General features: G+C 44.1%; 13 protein-coding genes. 4 read left to right on the plus strand and 9 right to left on the minus strand.

The window, feature by feature from the left end; all coding sequences use genetic code 11:
• Positions 1-133: 133 nt before the first annotated feature.
• The 6 genes from BMX56_RS21585 to BMX56_RS21610 all read right to left on the minus strand — a co-directional run bounded on the left by BMX56_RS21585 (position 134) and on the right by BMX56_RS21610 (position 6,924).
• On the minus strand, positions 134-679 hold the full coding sequence (locus BMX56_RS21585) for a carboxymuconolactone decarboxylase family protein (protein WP_090651867.1): 546 nt from the start codon (positions 677-679) through the stop codon (positions 134-136).
• Between the two features lie 222 nt (positions 680-901).
• Positions 902-1,447, minus strand: coding sequence for a carboxymuconolactone decarboxylase family protein (locus tag BMX56_RS21590; protein WP_090651761.1), 546 nt, complete (start codon positions 1,445-1,447; stop codon positions 902-904).
• A 127-nt stretch (positions 1,448-1,574) separates the two neighbouring features.
• On the minus strand, positions 1,575-2,831 hold the full coding sequence (locus tag BMX56_RS21595; protein WP_090651762.1) for an MFS transporter: 1,257 nt from the start codon (positions 2,829-2,831) through the stop codon (positions 1,575-1,577).
• Between the two features lie 5 nt (positions 2,832-2,836).
• Complete coding sequence (locus BMX56_RS21600; RefSeq protein ID WP_090651763.1) at positions 2,837-5,602, minus strand: TonB-dependent receptor; 2,766 nt, start codon at positions 5,600-5,602, stop codon at positions 2,837-2,839.
• A gap of 34 nt (positions 5,603-5,636) precedes the next feature.
• Complete coding sequence (locus tag BMX56_RS21605; RefSeq protein WP_090651764.1) at positions 5,637-6,197, minus strand: carboxymuconolactone decarboxylase family protein; 561 nt, start codon at positions 6,195-6,197, stop codon at positions 5,637-5,639.
• Positions 6,198-6,396: 199 nt separating this feature from the next.
• Complete coding sequence (locus tag BMX56_RS21610) at positions 6,397-6,924, minus strand: hypothetical protein (protein WP_143065502.1); 528 nt, start codon at positions 6,922-6,924, stop codon at positions 6,397-6,399.
• Between the two features lie 185 nt (positions 6,925-7,109).
• On the opposite strand from BMX56_RS21610, the gene BMX56_RS21615 reads away from it, so the two are divergent.
• The 4 genes from BMX56_RS21615 to BMX56_RS21630 all read left to right on the plus strand — a co-directional run bounded on the left by BMX56_RS21615 (position 7,110) and on the right by BMX56_RS21630 (position 11,015).
• Positions 7,110-8,621, plus strand: coding sequence for a glycoside hydrolase family 32 protein (locus BMX56_RS21615; RefSeq protein ID WP_090651766.1), 1,512 nt, complete (start codon positions 7,110-7,112; stop codon positions 8,619-8,621).
• Positions 8,622-8,752: 131 nt separating this feature from the next.
• Complete coding sequence (locus BMX56_RS21620; protein ID WP_090651767.1) at positions 8,753-9,187, plus strand: hypothetical protein; 435 nt, start codon at positions 8,753-8,755, stop codon at positions 9,185-9,187.
• Entirely contained in the window at positions 9,184-10,158 is a 975-nt protein-coding gene (locus BMX56_RS21625) for a wax synthase family protein (protein WP_090651768.1), read from the plus strand. Before BMX56_RS21620 ends, BMX56_RS21625 begins: the two co-directional genes overlap by 4 nt.
• 341 nt (positions 10,159-10,499) lie before the next feature.
• The gene (locus BMX56_RS21630) at positions 10,500-11,015 is read left to right on the plus strand and encodes a hypothetical protein (RefSeq protein WP_090651769.1); all 516 of its coding nucleotides are present in this window, start codon (positions 10,500-10,502) and stop codon (positions 11,013-11,015) included.
• A 320-nt stretch (positions 11,016-11,335) separates the two neighbouring features.
• Here the strand turns inward: BMX56_RS21630 and BMX56_RS21635 are convergent, their stop codons facing one another.
• From BMX56_RS21635 to BMX56_RS21645, 3 genes are all read right to left on the minus strand, one after another.
• Complete coding sequence (locus tag BMX56_RS21635) at positions 11,336-12,112, minus strand: GLPGLI family protein (protein ID WP_090651770.1); 777 nt, start codon at positions 12,110-12,112, stop codon at positions 11,336-11,338.
• Between the two features lie 5 nt (positions 12,113-12,117).
• Positions 12,118-14,916, minus strand: coding sequence for an outer membrane beta-barrel family protein (locus BMX56_RS21640; RefSeq protein WP_090651868.1), 2,799 nt, complete (start codon positions 14,914-14,916; stop codon positions 12,118-12,120).
• 357 nt (positions 14,917-15,273) lie between these two features.
• On the minus strand, positions 15,274-16,578 hold the full coding sequence (locus BMX56_RS21645) for an amino acid permease (RefSeq protein WP_090651771.1): 1,305 nt from the start codon (positions 16,576-16,578) through the stop codon (positions 15,274-15,276).
• Positions 16,579-16,617 lie beyond the last annotated feature (39 nt).

Here is a 16,617-nt window from a genome sequence, read left to right on the forward strand (position 1 = left end):
ATAAAACTATGGGCAGCAGGAGAGCAGGATTTAATTCACCTGTTTTCGGGCCAGGGTTAAGTCCGGTTGTGTAAACAAAAGGCCCAGTATTACTACACAGGGCCTTTGTATTATAAAGCAGATCGGCTAAAAATTATTTTAAAATACTGCCCACATAACCTTCAACTGCCCGTTGGGGAGCGCGGTTAACATAAAACGATCTGTCTTGCGGCGCCCATGTGCCCAGGCCATCTACATAGCGGTTAAACATGCAAAACGATGCGGCTATCAGCACCGTGTCGTGTATCTCTATATCTGTAGCGCCTTCGCTCCGGGCGGCATCTACCTGCTCGGTGGTTACATTTTTACCCCCTTTTTGAACACTGCCGGCAATGGTTAATAATGCTTTAATTTTAGGCGATATATTAGCGGATGTAAAATCGGCTTTAATAGCATCTATATCGTCTATACTACAGTTAAGATAGTGGCCGGCTACCGCGCCATGCACGTTCTGGCAAAAAAAGCAGTCGTTCAGGTACGATACGTAGGTGCCTATCAACTCCCGCTCGCCACGGGTTAGCGAGTTGTCTGAGCGCAGCAAAAATTCGGCAAGGGCATTCAAGGGGGCCTCGGTTTCGGGCCGGTAAAACATCAGGCCTCTTATGCCTGGCAAGTCGTTATTTAATTCAATATGTGCCATGGTATATTTTTTATGGTGAATAATTATTGTTGTTGAGGTGGTAGGTGTTCGGATCATTTATTTCCTCCGCACGGGAGGGGTGTGGCTGGCAATGTGCGCAAAAGCAGGGAGGGGTTTCGCCGCGCGACCATAAAAGTGTACTTGATCGCATAATTAAACCCCTACCTCCTCCTTCCCCAGGGAAGGAATCGCACATTCCACCGCTTTTTTTCTTCCGAACACCTATGGCGTATTGGGAGGTAAAGTATACCCCTTTGCCATACGTATGCCCATTTCTGCATAAGCTTCCGGATCTGTTGGTGTAAGGCTGGCCAGCCCGTCTACATAACGGTTAAACATGCTGAATGACGCGGCGATCAGTACCGTATCGTGTAACTCGCGGTCGGTAGCGCCAAGACTTTTGGCGGCGTCAATATCGGCCTGTTTAACTTCGGTACCCAGGATTTGCACTTTACCAGCTATGTTTAATAGCGCTTTCAGCTTATCGCTTACCGGGGCCTCCTGCATATCTCTCAATACCTCGTCAACAATAAGGGCATCGTCTTCATACAGGCACCTTGCCGCAGCGGCATGGCTACTGTAGCAAAAGGTGCAGTTGTTGCGGTACGATACATATGCGGCTATCAGTTCGCGCTCAGCGGGTGATAGGGTAGATTCGCCCCGCAGCAGTATCTGCGCCAGCTCATATAAAGGCTTACCTGTTTCGGGCCTGAACATGACCAGCGAACGGATGCCCGGAACGCCTTCGGGTACATTGATGTGTGCCATATTTTTATTGAATTATTGAATTATTGAATTATTGAATTATTGAATTATTGAATTATTGAATTATTGAATTATTGAATTATTGAATTATTGAATTATTGCTCTTTAAAAACCTTTTCGCTTTAACCTTTCAGCTTTTGCCTTCTCTTTTATGGCCAAAAAGCACTACCAGCAGACCTACCACAAATACTAACGAAAAAATGAATATGGCATTACCATAGCCGCCCAGGGCCGATACCAGTATGCCTACAAACAATACGGCTGTTGCGGTAAATATTCTGCCTATGTTAAAGCAAAATCCCGTTGCTGTGGCACGGATGCCGGTTGAAAATAGCTGTGGTATGTAGGCTGATAATACACCCTGGCTGGCGCCGAAAAATAAAGCCAGTACGCAGATCTCGGCATAAATAACAGGGCTGAAGGTGCTGTTGGTTTTAAACAACACGAACGATAAACCGGCACATACCGCAAAACAAATCAGCATCGACCGGCGCAAGGTAAGCAGGTTTACCAGCCACCCCGAAAGGAAACCACCTGTTAGGCCACCCATACCCAAAAACATCATGCTTAAGCCACGCTCTTTGGCTGCATCATGATTGGTGATAAGGCTTTGCACCCAGGTTGGCAGCCAGGAAAATATGGCCCACAGGCCTATTAACATAGTGCCAAAGGTCAGCGAACCTACTACCAACTCCCGGCGATGGGCGGGCGATAGTAATTTATTTAGCGGGTTGTTGCGGTTGGCAATATCGTTACGATAGCTTAGCCAGCCTGGCGATTCGGATAAAACCCAGGCGCCAATCAGCGCCAGGGCCAGCGGGATAACGCCGATAAGAAAACCTGACCGCCATGACGATACCACGTAATTGATAAGCCCGGCCGAAAAGATGCCCACGGGGAAGGCGATAGACAGGATTCCGATAACAACGGCTTTGCTTTTGGCAGGCCAAACTTCGCTTATAAGGGTAATGGTTGTTACCAACACGCCACCTACACCAAAGCCGCTCATAAAACGGCATAGCACAACGCCCCACCAGGTGGGCATTTGGCCTGTTAAAATGGTGAAGATGCCATAACAGCTAATGGCCATCAGTAAGGCGGTTTTACGGCCCATTTTGTCGCTGATAACGCCCCATGTAAAGCCGCCCAATGCCCAGCCAAAAATGAAGATGGCGTTAATATAGCCACTGATGGAGTTAATTTCGTTTGGAGGCAAATTGCCCTGCAAATCTTTTACCACCACCGGCAGGTAAACCGACATCAGGGTAGATACCGTGCCGCCAAGCGCGCTGCTCAAAAAACAAATAGCAAATAGTATTACCCGGTAAGGTACGCTGATATCTGTTTGCGGTTTTAAACCCGGCTTATCAATTACAAGTGTGCTCATGTTGTTTATTTTAAAAGGTCATCAAATACTATGGATACGTAATAAATAGCGCCAATGGCCGGCGAACCGTACGACTGGTAGATGTGCCGGTTGAAAATATTGCTGCCCCCCAGCTTAACTGTCGATTTGAACTTTGGGAGCTTTTTGCTGATCTGCGCATCAACCACCGAGTAAGCATCTACACGGCCCGGACGCGTACCGTTAAACGTACCGTACCAATCAAACGCGCTTTGCCAGTGCCAGGCCAGGTTAAAGCCAAAGTTGTTGGCAAAATTGCTGTTGCCAAAAGTGGTATTGGTAGCCCATTTAGGCGTGTTAAAGGCTGCAATGTTATTTGGATTTGCGTTGCGCAGATTGAAAGTTGATAGCGTAGCGTTGGCACCCAGGGCATATCCTTTATCAAACAAATAAGTTAAGCCTGCGCTTGCGCCCTGTGCCGATACTTTATCGGGCGCGTTGGTGTATAGCTGGAAGGCATGTACCTTGCCACCGGGAATATCACTTGCCGATGCTGTGGTAACTTTGCCATCGGCACCTAATATTTGATCTTGTGGCTGTATTACTACCGTGTTCAGGATAAAGTTGGTATAGCTGCTGTAGTAATAGTTTACATCAACCAGTAATTTATCCATAATTAAGCCTTTATAGCCCAGCTCAAAGGCCTTTTGCTGCTCGGGCTTAATATAGGCCACATTTGATTTTTGCAATAACCCTTTGTTTTGCTCAACCGCTTGCGGAAAGGGTGTTCCGCCGGCAACAGCCGCGCCAAATGCCGCACCAAAGGCACTTACTGATGATGCAGTGAACGAGTTTTCATAAACGTTTAACCCTGCACTGTTTTTGGGCGCGCCACCTAAAATGGTGATAGGGCCTACGTTAAGGTGAATAAACTGATCAACCGGGGTAGGGTTCCGGAAACCGGTTTGGTATGATGCCCTGAAATTATGGGTTTTATCAACGGTATAAACTGCCGAGAAGCGAGGCGTAAAGCTGCCTTTAAAGTTTTCGTTTTTATCATAACGGATAGAGGCCGTTAACTTCAGGTTATCGTCAAACAGTTTTTTGGCGGCCTGCATAAACGCGCCGTATTCGGCAATTGTTACGCGGTTGGTTTTATCATCAAACAAGCTGCCGTTGGTAAACATGCGGTAATCGCGGTAACTGCCGCCGGCCAGCAGTTCAAACACTTTAATAGCGCTCGAGAAATCGTATTGCCCATCAGCATGGTAAAATTTACTTGCACTAAATACACCCGCACCGCTTAGGCCGTAGTTATGAATAGATGCATCTTTGGCAGCGTTGAAGGCAGCTGTGCCCGGTAAAAAACGGCCCTGATCTGCAAAAGACCTTGCTGCCGCATTATCGTGGGCGGTTACGCCGCTGGCGTTGCCGTTGTATGCTGTTGAGTAACGGGTAAACCAGGTATCGTCGGCTTTATCGGGCGTTACGGTGTTGCCGCTTAAATCCTGTACCCAATCGCGGTTGATGAACTGCGCCAGCGAACGGGTATTATAGGAATCGTGCGAGTTTTCGGCTACGGAGTATCCGCGGATAAAAAAGTTACTGCCTTTCAGCTCCACCCTGTGGGTTTGCAGTACAAAGTTATTCAAATCAAAACGGCTGCTGCCGGTATAGCTGGCGGTTCCTTTACCAAAGTTGTACTGGTAAATGGCCTCCAGGTTATTGCTGATGCGGTAATGCAAAGCGCCGTTTAACTTAAGGCTGTATACGTTATAATTCATCAAGTCTTTTTCCTCGTAACCAGTTCTCGATACCAGGCCGATGCCGGGAAGTGTACGGGATACTTCATCGCCGTAAATATTCAGCGCGTCGCGTCCGGGGTTATTGGGCCCCCGTTGGGCAACCGGGGTTGATGCGCTTACATCGGTATAGTTTTCGGCATACCAATCCCTGCCGGTTAAATACGAGGCGTTAATTTTTAAGGCAAATCTGTCGTTGAAGGCTTTGGCATATCGCGCAGCAAAATCATATAACCCCTGTGGCTTTACAGATGATTCGCCAAAGTGGTTCATTCCGGTTTTAGCCTGCAGAGTTAAGCCCTGGTATTTGAAGGGATCTTTTGTTTTTAACGACAATAAACCATTAAAGGCTACGGGGCCATATAAAGCTGATGCCGCACCTGGTATAACTTCGGCGCTTTCGATATCAATATCCGATGCGCCGAAAAGGTTACCTACCGAGAAGTTGAGGCCGGGTGTTTGGTTATCAACACCATCAACCAACTGCAAAAAGCGGCCGTTACCAGTGCTGTTAAAGCCACGGGTATTTACCTGTTTGTAGGTTAAGCTGCTGGTTACCGCTTCAACCCCTTTTAAGCTTTGCAAGCCATCATAAAACGTGAAAGAAGGATTTTCCTTGATAGCTTTCAGGCTCATTTTTTCGATACTAACCGGCGATTGCAATATGCTTTGGTTAATACGGGTAGCAGATGATACAACCTCGTTTAGTACGATGGATTTTTGCTGTAATTTGAGGCTTACTTCGCCGGCGGTTGTAACATTGTTTTCTATTTGCTCATACCCTACGGCAGATATAATGAGCGTAAAGGGCGGCTTAATTTTATTAAGGTTGAGGGAGTAATTACCCTTCGAGTCGGTAATGGTACCGGTTAATTTTCCTTTAACGGTAATGCTGGCGCCCACAACAGCCTGACCGGTTGAGGCATCGGTTAGGGTACCCGTTATTTTGCTTTCCTGCGCAAACAGGTTGATTGACGAGAGCAGTAATATGATAAATAAAAGTTTTTTCACAGTGATTTGGTTTTAAATTAGTTAGGGTAATGGCTTATTTTTTTAAGTGATCATAGCCTTGCGGCAGGCGGGTATAACCATGGTTAACCAGGCGATCGGCCAGGATGTTATAGTACCCGGCATCGGCAGGTAACGCTGTAGCCAGGCCATCAACATAGCGGTTGTACAGGCAAAAAAGAGCAGCTATTAGTACGGTATCGTGAATTTCGATGTCCGTCGCGCCCGCAGCTTTAGCCCGGTCAATTTCGGCGGAGGTTACATTTTTACCGCTTTGGCCGGTTAGTTTGGCAATGGTGAGCAGTGCCTTCATTTTTTCGCTCACTGGTGCTGTCTCGATGTTTTCTTTGATTTTTCGGGCGGTATCATTTTCGCCTAAATACAAGTCGGCAGCGGCGGTGTGGGCGGTAGTACAAAACTTGCATTGGTTGCCGTGCGATACGATGGTTGCTATCAGCTCGCGGTCGCCCTCGGATAGGGTCGACGGGCCGCGAAGCAAAATTTGGGTCAGGTCGCGAATAGGTGCAGCACTTTCTTTGCTGTACTCCAATAAACCGGTTATGCCCGGTAAATGGGATTCAAGAGGAATATAAGGCATTTTAATTTGAAAATTTGAAGATTTGAAAATTGCCGGAGAGGTAATTAGCTTATCGATACTCTTACTACGCCACTGCCGCGTTTTTGCTCTTGCTAAATGCAAAGCAGCAAACTGCGTTAAAGCACACAGGCAAATTCCAATAAAAGCAAATCAATGGTACTAACAGTACCGTCCGGAAAAATGAATTAAAAAGAGGGGATTAGCAGGTGGCTTTTGGCGGTTGCTCAGGAATGTCCTGCTGGTAATAAACCAACGGCTGTACAGGTTGTACAACGTTTTTCGGTAAGTTTTTTATAGGGCAATTAAACTCAATTTGCGCAAAAGAGAAACTTATGTTTTCCTGCACAATGGTTTTGCCGTAGGGTACATGATCTTTTTGTGGTACCGGGATATCTTTAACGCCTTTGGCATTAACTACATTTTTATCAATATGTTGTGTGGTTTCGTAATTGGGGATGCACATCAGGTGTAAACCAGTGCGTGTCATCTTCATTTTTACGTAGTTGTAGTTGATGCTCCCAAATTGAATTTGCCCGGCAATGTTCTCAAAGCTTTTCCAGTCGTGAATATTGGGGAGGTTAACGGGGATAACTACCTCTGTTAGATCTTTAATATTGTAAAGCCCTTTACGGGTTTGCTCGGTATAAAACTTATTTGTTTTGTAAACCAAATATTGATGAAATGCCAGCTGCCCGCCAATATTTAGCAGGTGAATGTTGAGTAACATTAAGGCAATAAATTTTTTCAATCTGGTTTAAAGGCAAAAGAGTTGTTTAAAGTTGTGACTTTAAAACAAACTTTCAAAATTTTATTTAACAATAGCGTGAATATCTGCCGGGTTTACGCCCTATTTGCTCCGGAGTTAATTTTTAATGTACATTTATGCTGCCAACTTTATAAAACAGCTACCCGATGTTTAAATATTTTACCTACTGCCTTGTCTTCGTGACGTTTACTGTTAAAGTATTTGCCCAGCAAACGCCAACGCCACAATGGCGACCAGCATACCATTTTACGCCGCCCACCGGCTGGACTAACGACCCTAACGGACTCCTCTTTCTCGACGGGAAATATAACCTGTATTATCAGCATAACCCTTTCGAAAATAAATGGGGGCATATGAGCTGGGGACACGCCACCAGTACCGACCTGCTGCACTGGAAAAATCTGCCGGTAGCCATTACCGAAATAGTGACAAAGGATACTTTAACCTATGTCTACTCCGGCTCGGCAGTGGTGGATAAAAATAATACCAGTGGTTTTGGTAAAAATGGTAAAGCTCCTATTGTTGCCATTTTTACAGCCGATCAGCCCAAACAGAAAAAAGAATCGCAATATATAGCTTATAGTAACGATGGAGGCATAAGCTACACCCAATACACCGGCAACCCAGTTATCGATTTGAATAAAAAAGATTTCCGCGACCCCAATGTTTTCTGGCACGAACCAACCAAACAGTGGATTATGACTGTAGCCATGGTTGACGAGCATATGGTAAGGATTTACGGCTCTAAAAACCTGAAAGAGTGGACAAAGCTCAGCGATTTTGGCCCTGCTGGTTATACTAAAAGCGGCTGGGAATGCCCATCAATGGTGCCGTTGTTAGTCGATGGCAACAAATCGAAAATTAAGTGGGTGCTTTTTGTTTCGGCCTTTACAGACCGCGGTCCATCGATGCAATACTTTATTGGCGATTTTGATGGCACTACTTTTAAAAATAGTTATCCCGGTGCCGCAACCTTGCCGGTTGATGGTGGCGATGCTTTTTATGCTGCTATCCCCTGGCGTTTACCTAATCATAAAATTACTTTATTGGGTTGGTTGGTGCCTGGTAAACCAGATACCTACCCGTGGCGCGGCCAAATGTCTATCCCCCGCAATCTTTCCTTAAAAACTACAAGCCAGGGATTGAGGCTGGTACAACAGCCTACTGTCGACAGTGAAAAGAAACTAGATACAATGGCTGCCAGTGTTATTTTTAAAGACATCCAGATGAAAAAAAGCGATATACCATTGCCGGAAGCTGGCAACAGTAATGCTTATTGGATAGATGCCGAATTTGTTATGAGCACAACTGAACTGGCCGGTTTTAAAATTGCACAAAACAAGGATATGCCAGCCAATGATATAATTGTAGGGTACGATGCTGCTAAGCAACAACTGTTTATTGATTGCTCGAATGCCGAAAAGAATAATAAGCCAGCTGTTAATCACATTCAAGCTATACCCATGCGGCCTATGAAACTCTTGAATACACTGGTGAAGATCCAGCTACTTGTTGACCGTAATTCAATAGAGATATTTGGCAACAATGGGGAAAAGGTTATTACTACGGCTTTTTACCCTGATGCAAAATCTACGGGGGTATCAATATTTGGCGAGTACGTTGACGTTAATTTGAAGATCAGAAGAATGGATAAATAAGGGTGTAATCGTAAAGAAAATGCGTTTTCTGTAAGTTTTATTTTGTTATTAAACTTTCAAAATATTTTGAAAGTTTAATAATTTATTTAGATTTGTACTATCTAAACGGATAAAAATAAATACCCTGTAAAATGAAAACCATAGGTTTTAGTATTCAGCAATTGATCTGGTTTGCGGGGCTGGCCCAGGTAGGGTTGGCGGTTGGCAGCCTGACCATTCCCCGGGTTTTAAACTGGCGGCCCGAGCTGTTAAAAGTGCAGCCCCTGATTAAGCAAATGTTTTGGACTTATGCCGCATACATCCTGGTTATTAACCTTTGCTTCGGGCTGCTTTCGGCACTGGCATCTAATGACCTTGTTAACGGAACACGGCTTGCAACATTGCTTACCGGCTTTATCGCCGCCTACTGGATCTCCAGGGTGCTGATCCAGTTTCTTTATTTCGACAGGGCAAATTTCCCTTCAGGTAAATTGCATAAACTGGCCGAGGCGGTATTGGTTGTTCTTTTTGTTTTCCTGAGTATTGTTTATAGCAGGGCCTGTTACTTTAATTATATGCAGTCATGATCACCACGACGGTACTATTACCCTTGTTATATTTCGGCATCACAAACGCTGTTGTTGTACTGTTGGGCTATGTTTTTATAAAATATAAAATGGTGTGGCAAAGCTGGGTTTTGCTGATTGTGAGCATCCTTATCGTTGATCTCATATTTTTACATGCTAACCCCATATTGCGAATGCTGGCCATTATTTCCACAACCTTTACCGCCATGAAGGTTATTGCTGTGGCTCAAAATTATAAAAGCAAAAAACTTACCCTTCGATTTAATCAATGGCTGGTTTTTGCAGGCGGCTGGGCCGGCATGCGTGCCGAACCTTTTGAAAACCTTGGGCATGCACCCTTAACCAATGCCTGGGCAATGATTTGGTTTGGCCTGGGCCGGGTAATAGCCGGCGGGGTATTTATTCTGCTGGGGCGCCAAATTGTATTGCTGCCTTTGGGGCCGAAGCCGGCTTACCTGTTAACCACCGCTTTTTTACTGGTTGGGCTAAGTCTTATTCTTCACTTTGGACTGTTGAGTATTAGCGCAGGTACGTGGCGACTTAAAGGCGTAAATACCTATTACCTGTTCAAACAACCTGCCAGGGCCATGAGCATTACTGAATTTTGGGGTAAACGCTGGAACATGGCCTTTAGCGAAATGACCTCCATAACCATCTTTCGCCCCTTGCGTAATAAAATAGGGCCGGCTGCCGCGTTAATGGTCGCATTCGGTTTCTCGGGACTGCTGCATGAACTGGCCCTTAGTGTACCGGTAAATAGCGGATATGGTTTGCCTATGATATATTTTATTATCCAGGGAGCTATGGTACTGCTGGAAAAAGTGTTGACAAATGGTGGGGCTGCTTTTTTAAAACACCCGTTCACCGCCCGTTTATGGACATTGTTTTGGGTGATAGCACCAATGCCCTTGCTGTTTCACCCGCAGTTTATCAGGCAAATTGTGTGGCCGATGGTGGGGTTACACGTGTAAGCTTAAATAACGTGTATCGCATGGGCGTTCAATGGAACATTTGTGCAACTCCTGCCCATGACATATTCTTTAAACTTCTCTTTTGTCATAGCGAGTGACAGAATCCGCAGTCAAGAAACTCCGGAGCTGGAATTGATTTTCAATGGTACACCCCACTCAAAAAATATGTGCACAATGCAGCATCCGAATTGCGACCTACACTGTTAGATAAACATCCGGCATCGTTGAAGGTGGATAAAGCAGGTTTATAATTAATGGAATAAAGTAGTTATCGGGCATTTTATACCTTTAATTACTTGCAAACTTGGGTATATTTGGGGGTAAACGCATTTCAACGGCGAATGTACGATCAAAATAAAATAGACGACTTTTTTCTTCGCTCTGAACAAACTATTAAAACTTGTGATCGAGACAGTGCTTTCATACTTATTTCGTCTGAAATAGACAATTGCGAAACCAGGTATCTTAACGAATACATTACAGCTCTGAATTTTATACGTCATGAAAAAGTTTTAGACTGGATTGAAATGAGTGCCCATAGAATAACTGATGTAAATCTCAGTTGGGGGCACCTTGCAGCCAGTTCCTATTTTAACTGGAATAAGGCAGATAAATGGTTGACAAAAGGGAGGCCCTTGAGTTTAATAAGCCTTGATGCATTGGTGTTCTGCACGTCAATTGGAGAACGATTAAATCAATCGCCCTGGATGAGACAAATTCAGCCAAGGCTTGTTGATAATCCAAAGCCAGAAATTGTTGCTGCAAGAGTTCAAGAATATTTGAAAACAGACGCTGTGCCGAGAACAAAGCGGGTTGTTAATCAGATTATTGAAAATATTTTTGATGCCGGATATTAGTCATTAAGTATGCTGATTGTATTAAAAAGTGAGTTCAGCATCCCTGATTCTTCGAAATTGCTGAGTACTCACCCGCCTGTTCGCAGTAGTCGAACTGCACCGCTCTCGGGCGATTGCAGTGTACAGACGCTCGAAAATTTGAATTTTATTTCGCAAACCCTAAGCCTCGTTCAAGCCCCATCTTTCCTGCACAGCCGAAGAGAGGGGGACGAGCGCAGCGATGCCGGGTGAGTCTTTGCCTGCGTTCAAATATTTACCCCTAAAACACAAACACCCCGTTATGCCGGGCATAACAGGGTGTTGCTTAAGTTTATGATAGGTTAAAGGATAAAGGCTTTTAAATAGGCGTTGGCATAAGTGCCCCAATCTTTCATCACATTTTTTAGGGTAGCTGCCAGTTGCTGGTTGTTTACCACTTTTCCTTTTTTGGGCGGCGCAAGCGCTTTGTCGTCCACAGGCACTTCGTTTACCTTGGTGGCAAACCAGGTTACGTTTTCATGCGGCAGGGCAAGGCCCAATATCATCCCGGGAAGGCCTGTGAAACTTTCTGGTCCGCCAGGTACGGCAATGTCGTCGGTATAAAACGCTACCACATAAATAGAGTCCATAACCAGGGCGTTGGCACGGCGGCAGGTAAAGCCGGCTATTTCCCGGGTTTCGCTGGTTATCTTCCAGTTTATTTTGCGCAAGGTATCTTTTACCAGGAAGTTTTGCTCAAAAACCTTTTTCTGGTTGATGCTTAGGCCCGTGGTTAAATCGTCGGCAATGGTATTTACCTGGTTTACTACAGGGCTTTCGCCAAAAAAGCCATTATCGGGCGCATCAGATTCGATAGGCGTAAACATCGTTTTGTTATTGGCAAATGTTAACGTGCTTTTAAGCTTTTTAAACTGTGGCTGTGTTTTTTTATAGGAGTCAAAAGCAGATCGAAGAAAGTCTTCATTGTTTTTATTGATCTGTTTTTCAAAAAAAGCAAACATGTTCACAGTTTTTTCAAACTCGATGGTGCCATTCATGGTAAAGTGCTTGTTTTGAGCAAACACGGCACTACTGCCCAAAGCAATTATACAGGTGGTAAGTATTATAAGGTTTTTCATAGTGCTTATTTTTTAGGTGCTGCCCCGCCGCCAACATGGTTAAAATCCCAGGTAAGGGATAACATAAAATATCTTTTAATCGCAGTATATCTTTCCTGAGTAAGTATCCCGGCAGATCCTGACCGGTTGTACCCTTTATTTTGGTTAAGCAAGTCGTTGCCGCTTAAAGTTATTTTAATACTTTCGTCCTTCATAAACGCCTTGCTTATGTTGGCATTTAGCGTGGTACGCTTAAAATCTTCAGGAAAAGATTGCGTTTTGGCGTTGTATTGGTAATTACAATCGGAGCCAATACCGAATTTTGCCGGTAAATAAATATTAAACCCGCCGTTGGCATTAAACCCGCTGCCGTTATTGTTTACATTTGGTAAAAGCGATGATGAGTTAAGCGTATAGGCGGGGCCGGCAGATGCCCATACATTATATTTTTTTTGCTTGTATTTTGATAAGTTAAAATTGGCCGAGTAGGTGTACGAGGTAGTTTTATTGAGCTTGTTGTTTGACAGGTTATAATAGGTATTTCCATTAGCATCGGCGCTTAAACCGGCGTTGATATCGCCAATCGGGATTTTGCGGCCGTAGTAAACATTAACGTACATATTAACAGTTTGCTTATCCAGGTTTGAAGATTGAAAAACACTTTTACCGGTTTGCGTATCGGTAACCACATTACTTACAATAGGGTTCATGGTGCTGCTGTATGAGCCGCCTACGTACAATGATTGATCGCTGATAACCTGGTAGGAGTTGTACCATAACGAAAACCGGTTAGTAAATGATGGCTTCAGGTTAGGATTACCCAATGTAACATTTAGCGGGTCGGTATTTACCCTTACCGGCTGAATCTGGTCGATGTTTGGTTGCGAAGTATTACCGTTGTAACTGATACGGATAGATTGCTGCTGCGAAAACCGGTATTGGTATGTAGCCTGCGGAAACCAGTTTACAAAGTTGCGGTTCCGGGAATTGGCATCGTTAAATAAATCAACCTGTTTAAAATTAACCGTTGCTACTTTTGAGCCAAAGTTGAAAGTGGCCTTTTTACTTTTATAATTAAAATTTAAGCCAAACTGGTTAGAAAGCTGATTAAGCTTATAATTATTGCTCAGCGAATCAATTTGTACGTTATAAACACCCGGGGCCGATTGGTTGTAGGAGCGCCTGTCTGAGGTTCCGTTGTTCACGTTGATGCCGTAATTTACAACAGCCGAAAACTTTTTAGATAGCGGCTCGGTATAGGTTACAGTGGAGCTTAATACATTATTTTTAGTTTGGGTGGTTTTACGCTGATCTATGGCCTGCGTACTGGTTGCATTTTCCAGCGTATCAAAAAACGCCGTGTTTGATTTCAAAAAGCCCTTCGCATCGCTTTCATTGTAAGCTTCACTGATGTTTACCGATAATGTGCGTCCTACTCTTTTAAATTTTTTGGTGTAAAAAGCGCTTGCATGAAATATTTTGTCGGTAACATCATTGTTTACTGTCCGGTTATTGGTGTTTAGCTTAGTACCGTTTTGGCGTAAGCTTGTCGAGGTGTAAGTATTGTCAACCTTGCTGTGTTTATCAGTTCCGTCAACCATCAGCTTTAAATTTGATGACGTATCCAGTTTTACCTGGTACGTTAAATCAAGCTTTTGGCGAAACATATATTTATGAAAGGTTTGATCGGAGTTGCTGTTGATAAAATTGCCCGGCAGTGTATTTTGGGTTAAGATGTTTTTTGTTCCATCCACATCAAGCGAGCCTATTTTATAATTGGCGTTGATTGATTGTTTATCAGCATTCCATTTGGTATCATAATGTGCACCGGCGGTGCGTGCTAATGGAATACCCTCGCCTTCAAACCTGCCATTCCAGCTGTCAAGGTCGCTCTCGTCGCCGCCTCCGTTAAAGAATAAGCCGCCGTCGTCGCTAAACTCCAGGCCGGTGCCGCCGTATTTATTTTCGTCTCTCCAGCCAAGGCCTATTTTACCGGTATTGCCTATAGTACCATAAACCGAAAACTTTTGCTTTCCCTTAAAGCGGTTAAACATCAGTTGTTCCTGGTAATATTTATCGGTACCGCCTTCAGCATCCAGTTTGCCAAAATAGCCGTTCTTTTTATCCTCTTTAAGCTTAATGTTGATGGTTTTATTTTTCACCCCGTCATCAATACCGGTAAATGCGGCCTGGTCGCTTTTTTTATCGTAAAGCTGTACTTTATCTACCATATCTGCACGCAGGTTTTTGGTAACCAGGGTTGGGTCATCGCCAAAAAATTCCTCGCCATCAACCAAAACCTTACTTACGGTTTGGCCCTGGGCGGTAATTTTACCATCCTTATCCACCTGGATGCCTGGAAGCTCCTTCAAAAGGTCTTCTACTTTTGCGTTCGGTTGTACAGTAAATGCATTGGCATTAAATTCGGTAGTATCGCCCTTAATTTTAACCGCCGCTACCTGAGCTTTTATAATAACTTCTTTAAGCAGCTGTGTTTTAAGTATCATGCCTATGCGGCCAAAATCGTGCGTGGTATGTGCCGAATCGAGTGTAAAACGCTCCACAAAATCGGCGTAACCAGAGTAGCTTACCAGCAAAATGAATTTACCTTTTTTTAAATTGTTAATGGCAAACTGACCATCGTTTACCCGGGTAAACTTTTGCAGGATAGAATCTTTGGCATTTAAAACAGCAACAGTAGCGTTGGTTAATTTAGAATTTGAAGCCGTATCGGCAACTCCGCCTTTGATGGAATAAGTACTTTGTGCAAAAACAGAAGCTGTACCAAGCAGGAGTATTATTAGTGCAGTAATTGTGATTTTCATAAGGTTATTTATGGAAACCAAGATATAACTAAGTTTTTAGTAATCAAAACGATTTAACATTTGCACCTGTATATTTAACATTTAAAGCCAAAAATTTAACATGTATGAATTTTTTAAAGCATGCAAGCAATTGATTTTCATCTTAGTAAACAAATATGGGCTTGTAGTGTAATAATATTATTACATTTTAAATAAAATACCGAAAGATAACCGGCGAATAGCAAAGGGATAAATGTATAAAGCATGGTGCTATGCAAGCCAATAGTGTAAAATGGAAAATTATAACTTGGAATTGCTTTTTACCTTGAACTTAAGATTGAAATATTGTTGGTGATTGAACAAGTTAGAAAATATCACCTACTGCTCCTTGTTTTTTTGGTAGGCTACCCAAACGTAAAAAGGTACGCTCATCATCAGCAAAACAAAGCCGTAATACACGGCATCTTTGCCCGTGCCTACAATATTCCACAGCGAGTAACCAAATGCTACTATAGCCAAAGCCACCGCGCCAAGCCAGCCATCTGCCTGTTTATTTTTTACCTTGATAATAAGATAGGACGCAGCCGATAACAGGTAAGGAATAAGCATCGACAGCAACGAAAGCATCAGTAAAAACCGGAATTGTTCAACAAATCCTTTGGAGTAATTCATACTCATAAAAACAGAAACCAGCGTACTGCTAAGCAGGATTCCCATGTAAGGCACGCCTTTTTTATTTTGCTTGCTAAATATGGCGGGGAACAATTTATCCCTGGCAACGGCAAAGGGCATTTGCCCCTGCATCAGTGTCCACCCGTTAAGCGCACCAAAAGCGGCAATGGCAACACCGGCGCTTACCCAGTAGCGAATGTTATTGCCATAAATTATAGCAGCGGCATCGGCGTAAGGCGTTTGCGATTTTGCCAACTCCGCAGCGGGAATAAGGCCCATTACGCTTACACTCCCTAAAATATACACCAATGTAGCAATTAACAGGCCCAGCAATGTGGCACGCGGCACCGTTTTTTGTGGATTTTCTACACTCCCGGCGGGTATAGTGGCGCATTCAATCCCGATAAACGAAAACAGGGTCATGGCTGCGGTAGTGCTTATTGCACCATAGGTACTTGTACCGCTGCTATTAAACGGGCTAAAGTTTTTGGCCTGTAAAAAAAACAGGCCGCCAAATGCCACAAGCACCAGTGGTAAAATTTTAAGTATAGTTGTAACCAGCTGCCATTTGCCGCTGGTTACAACTCCGCGGGTGTTAATATAAGTAAGCAGCCATATAGCGCACAGGCCGGTGGCTATTGCTGGAAGGCCGCTTGCCAGTGCCGGGAAAAATGTACTTAAGGCGCTCACCAGCGATTTGGTAATGGCCGCGCAGGCGCATGAGGTAGATAAGAAATAACCCCAGGCCACCAGGAAGCCTGCAAAATCGCCCAGTCCGTAACGTGTAAAGGCGTAGGGGCCACCCGTAGCATGTGGCAGTAGCTTACTCATGTTACTGAAAACCTTTGCCAGGAAAAACGAGCCCACTGCCGAAAATATCCAACCCAACAAACCAATACTCCCGAAACTGGCCATAGCGGCGGGCAGTAAAAAAACACCTGCACCTATCATATTGCCCGCCACCAGGGAGGTGCTTGTCCATAAGCCTAATTTTTTTTCTGAGTTGGGCATTGCAGTAAATAAAATTGAGGATGATAAGATAGGGTTTTT

It is taken from the genome of Mucilaginibacter sp. OK283, from assembly GCF_900110415.1.
In the GTDB taxonomy this organism is placed as follows: Bacteria; Bacteroidota; Bacteroidia; order Sphingobacteriales; family Sphingobacteriaceae; genus Mucilaginibacter.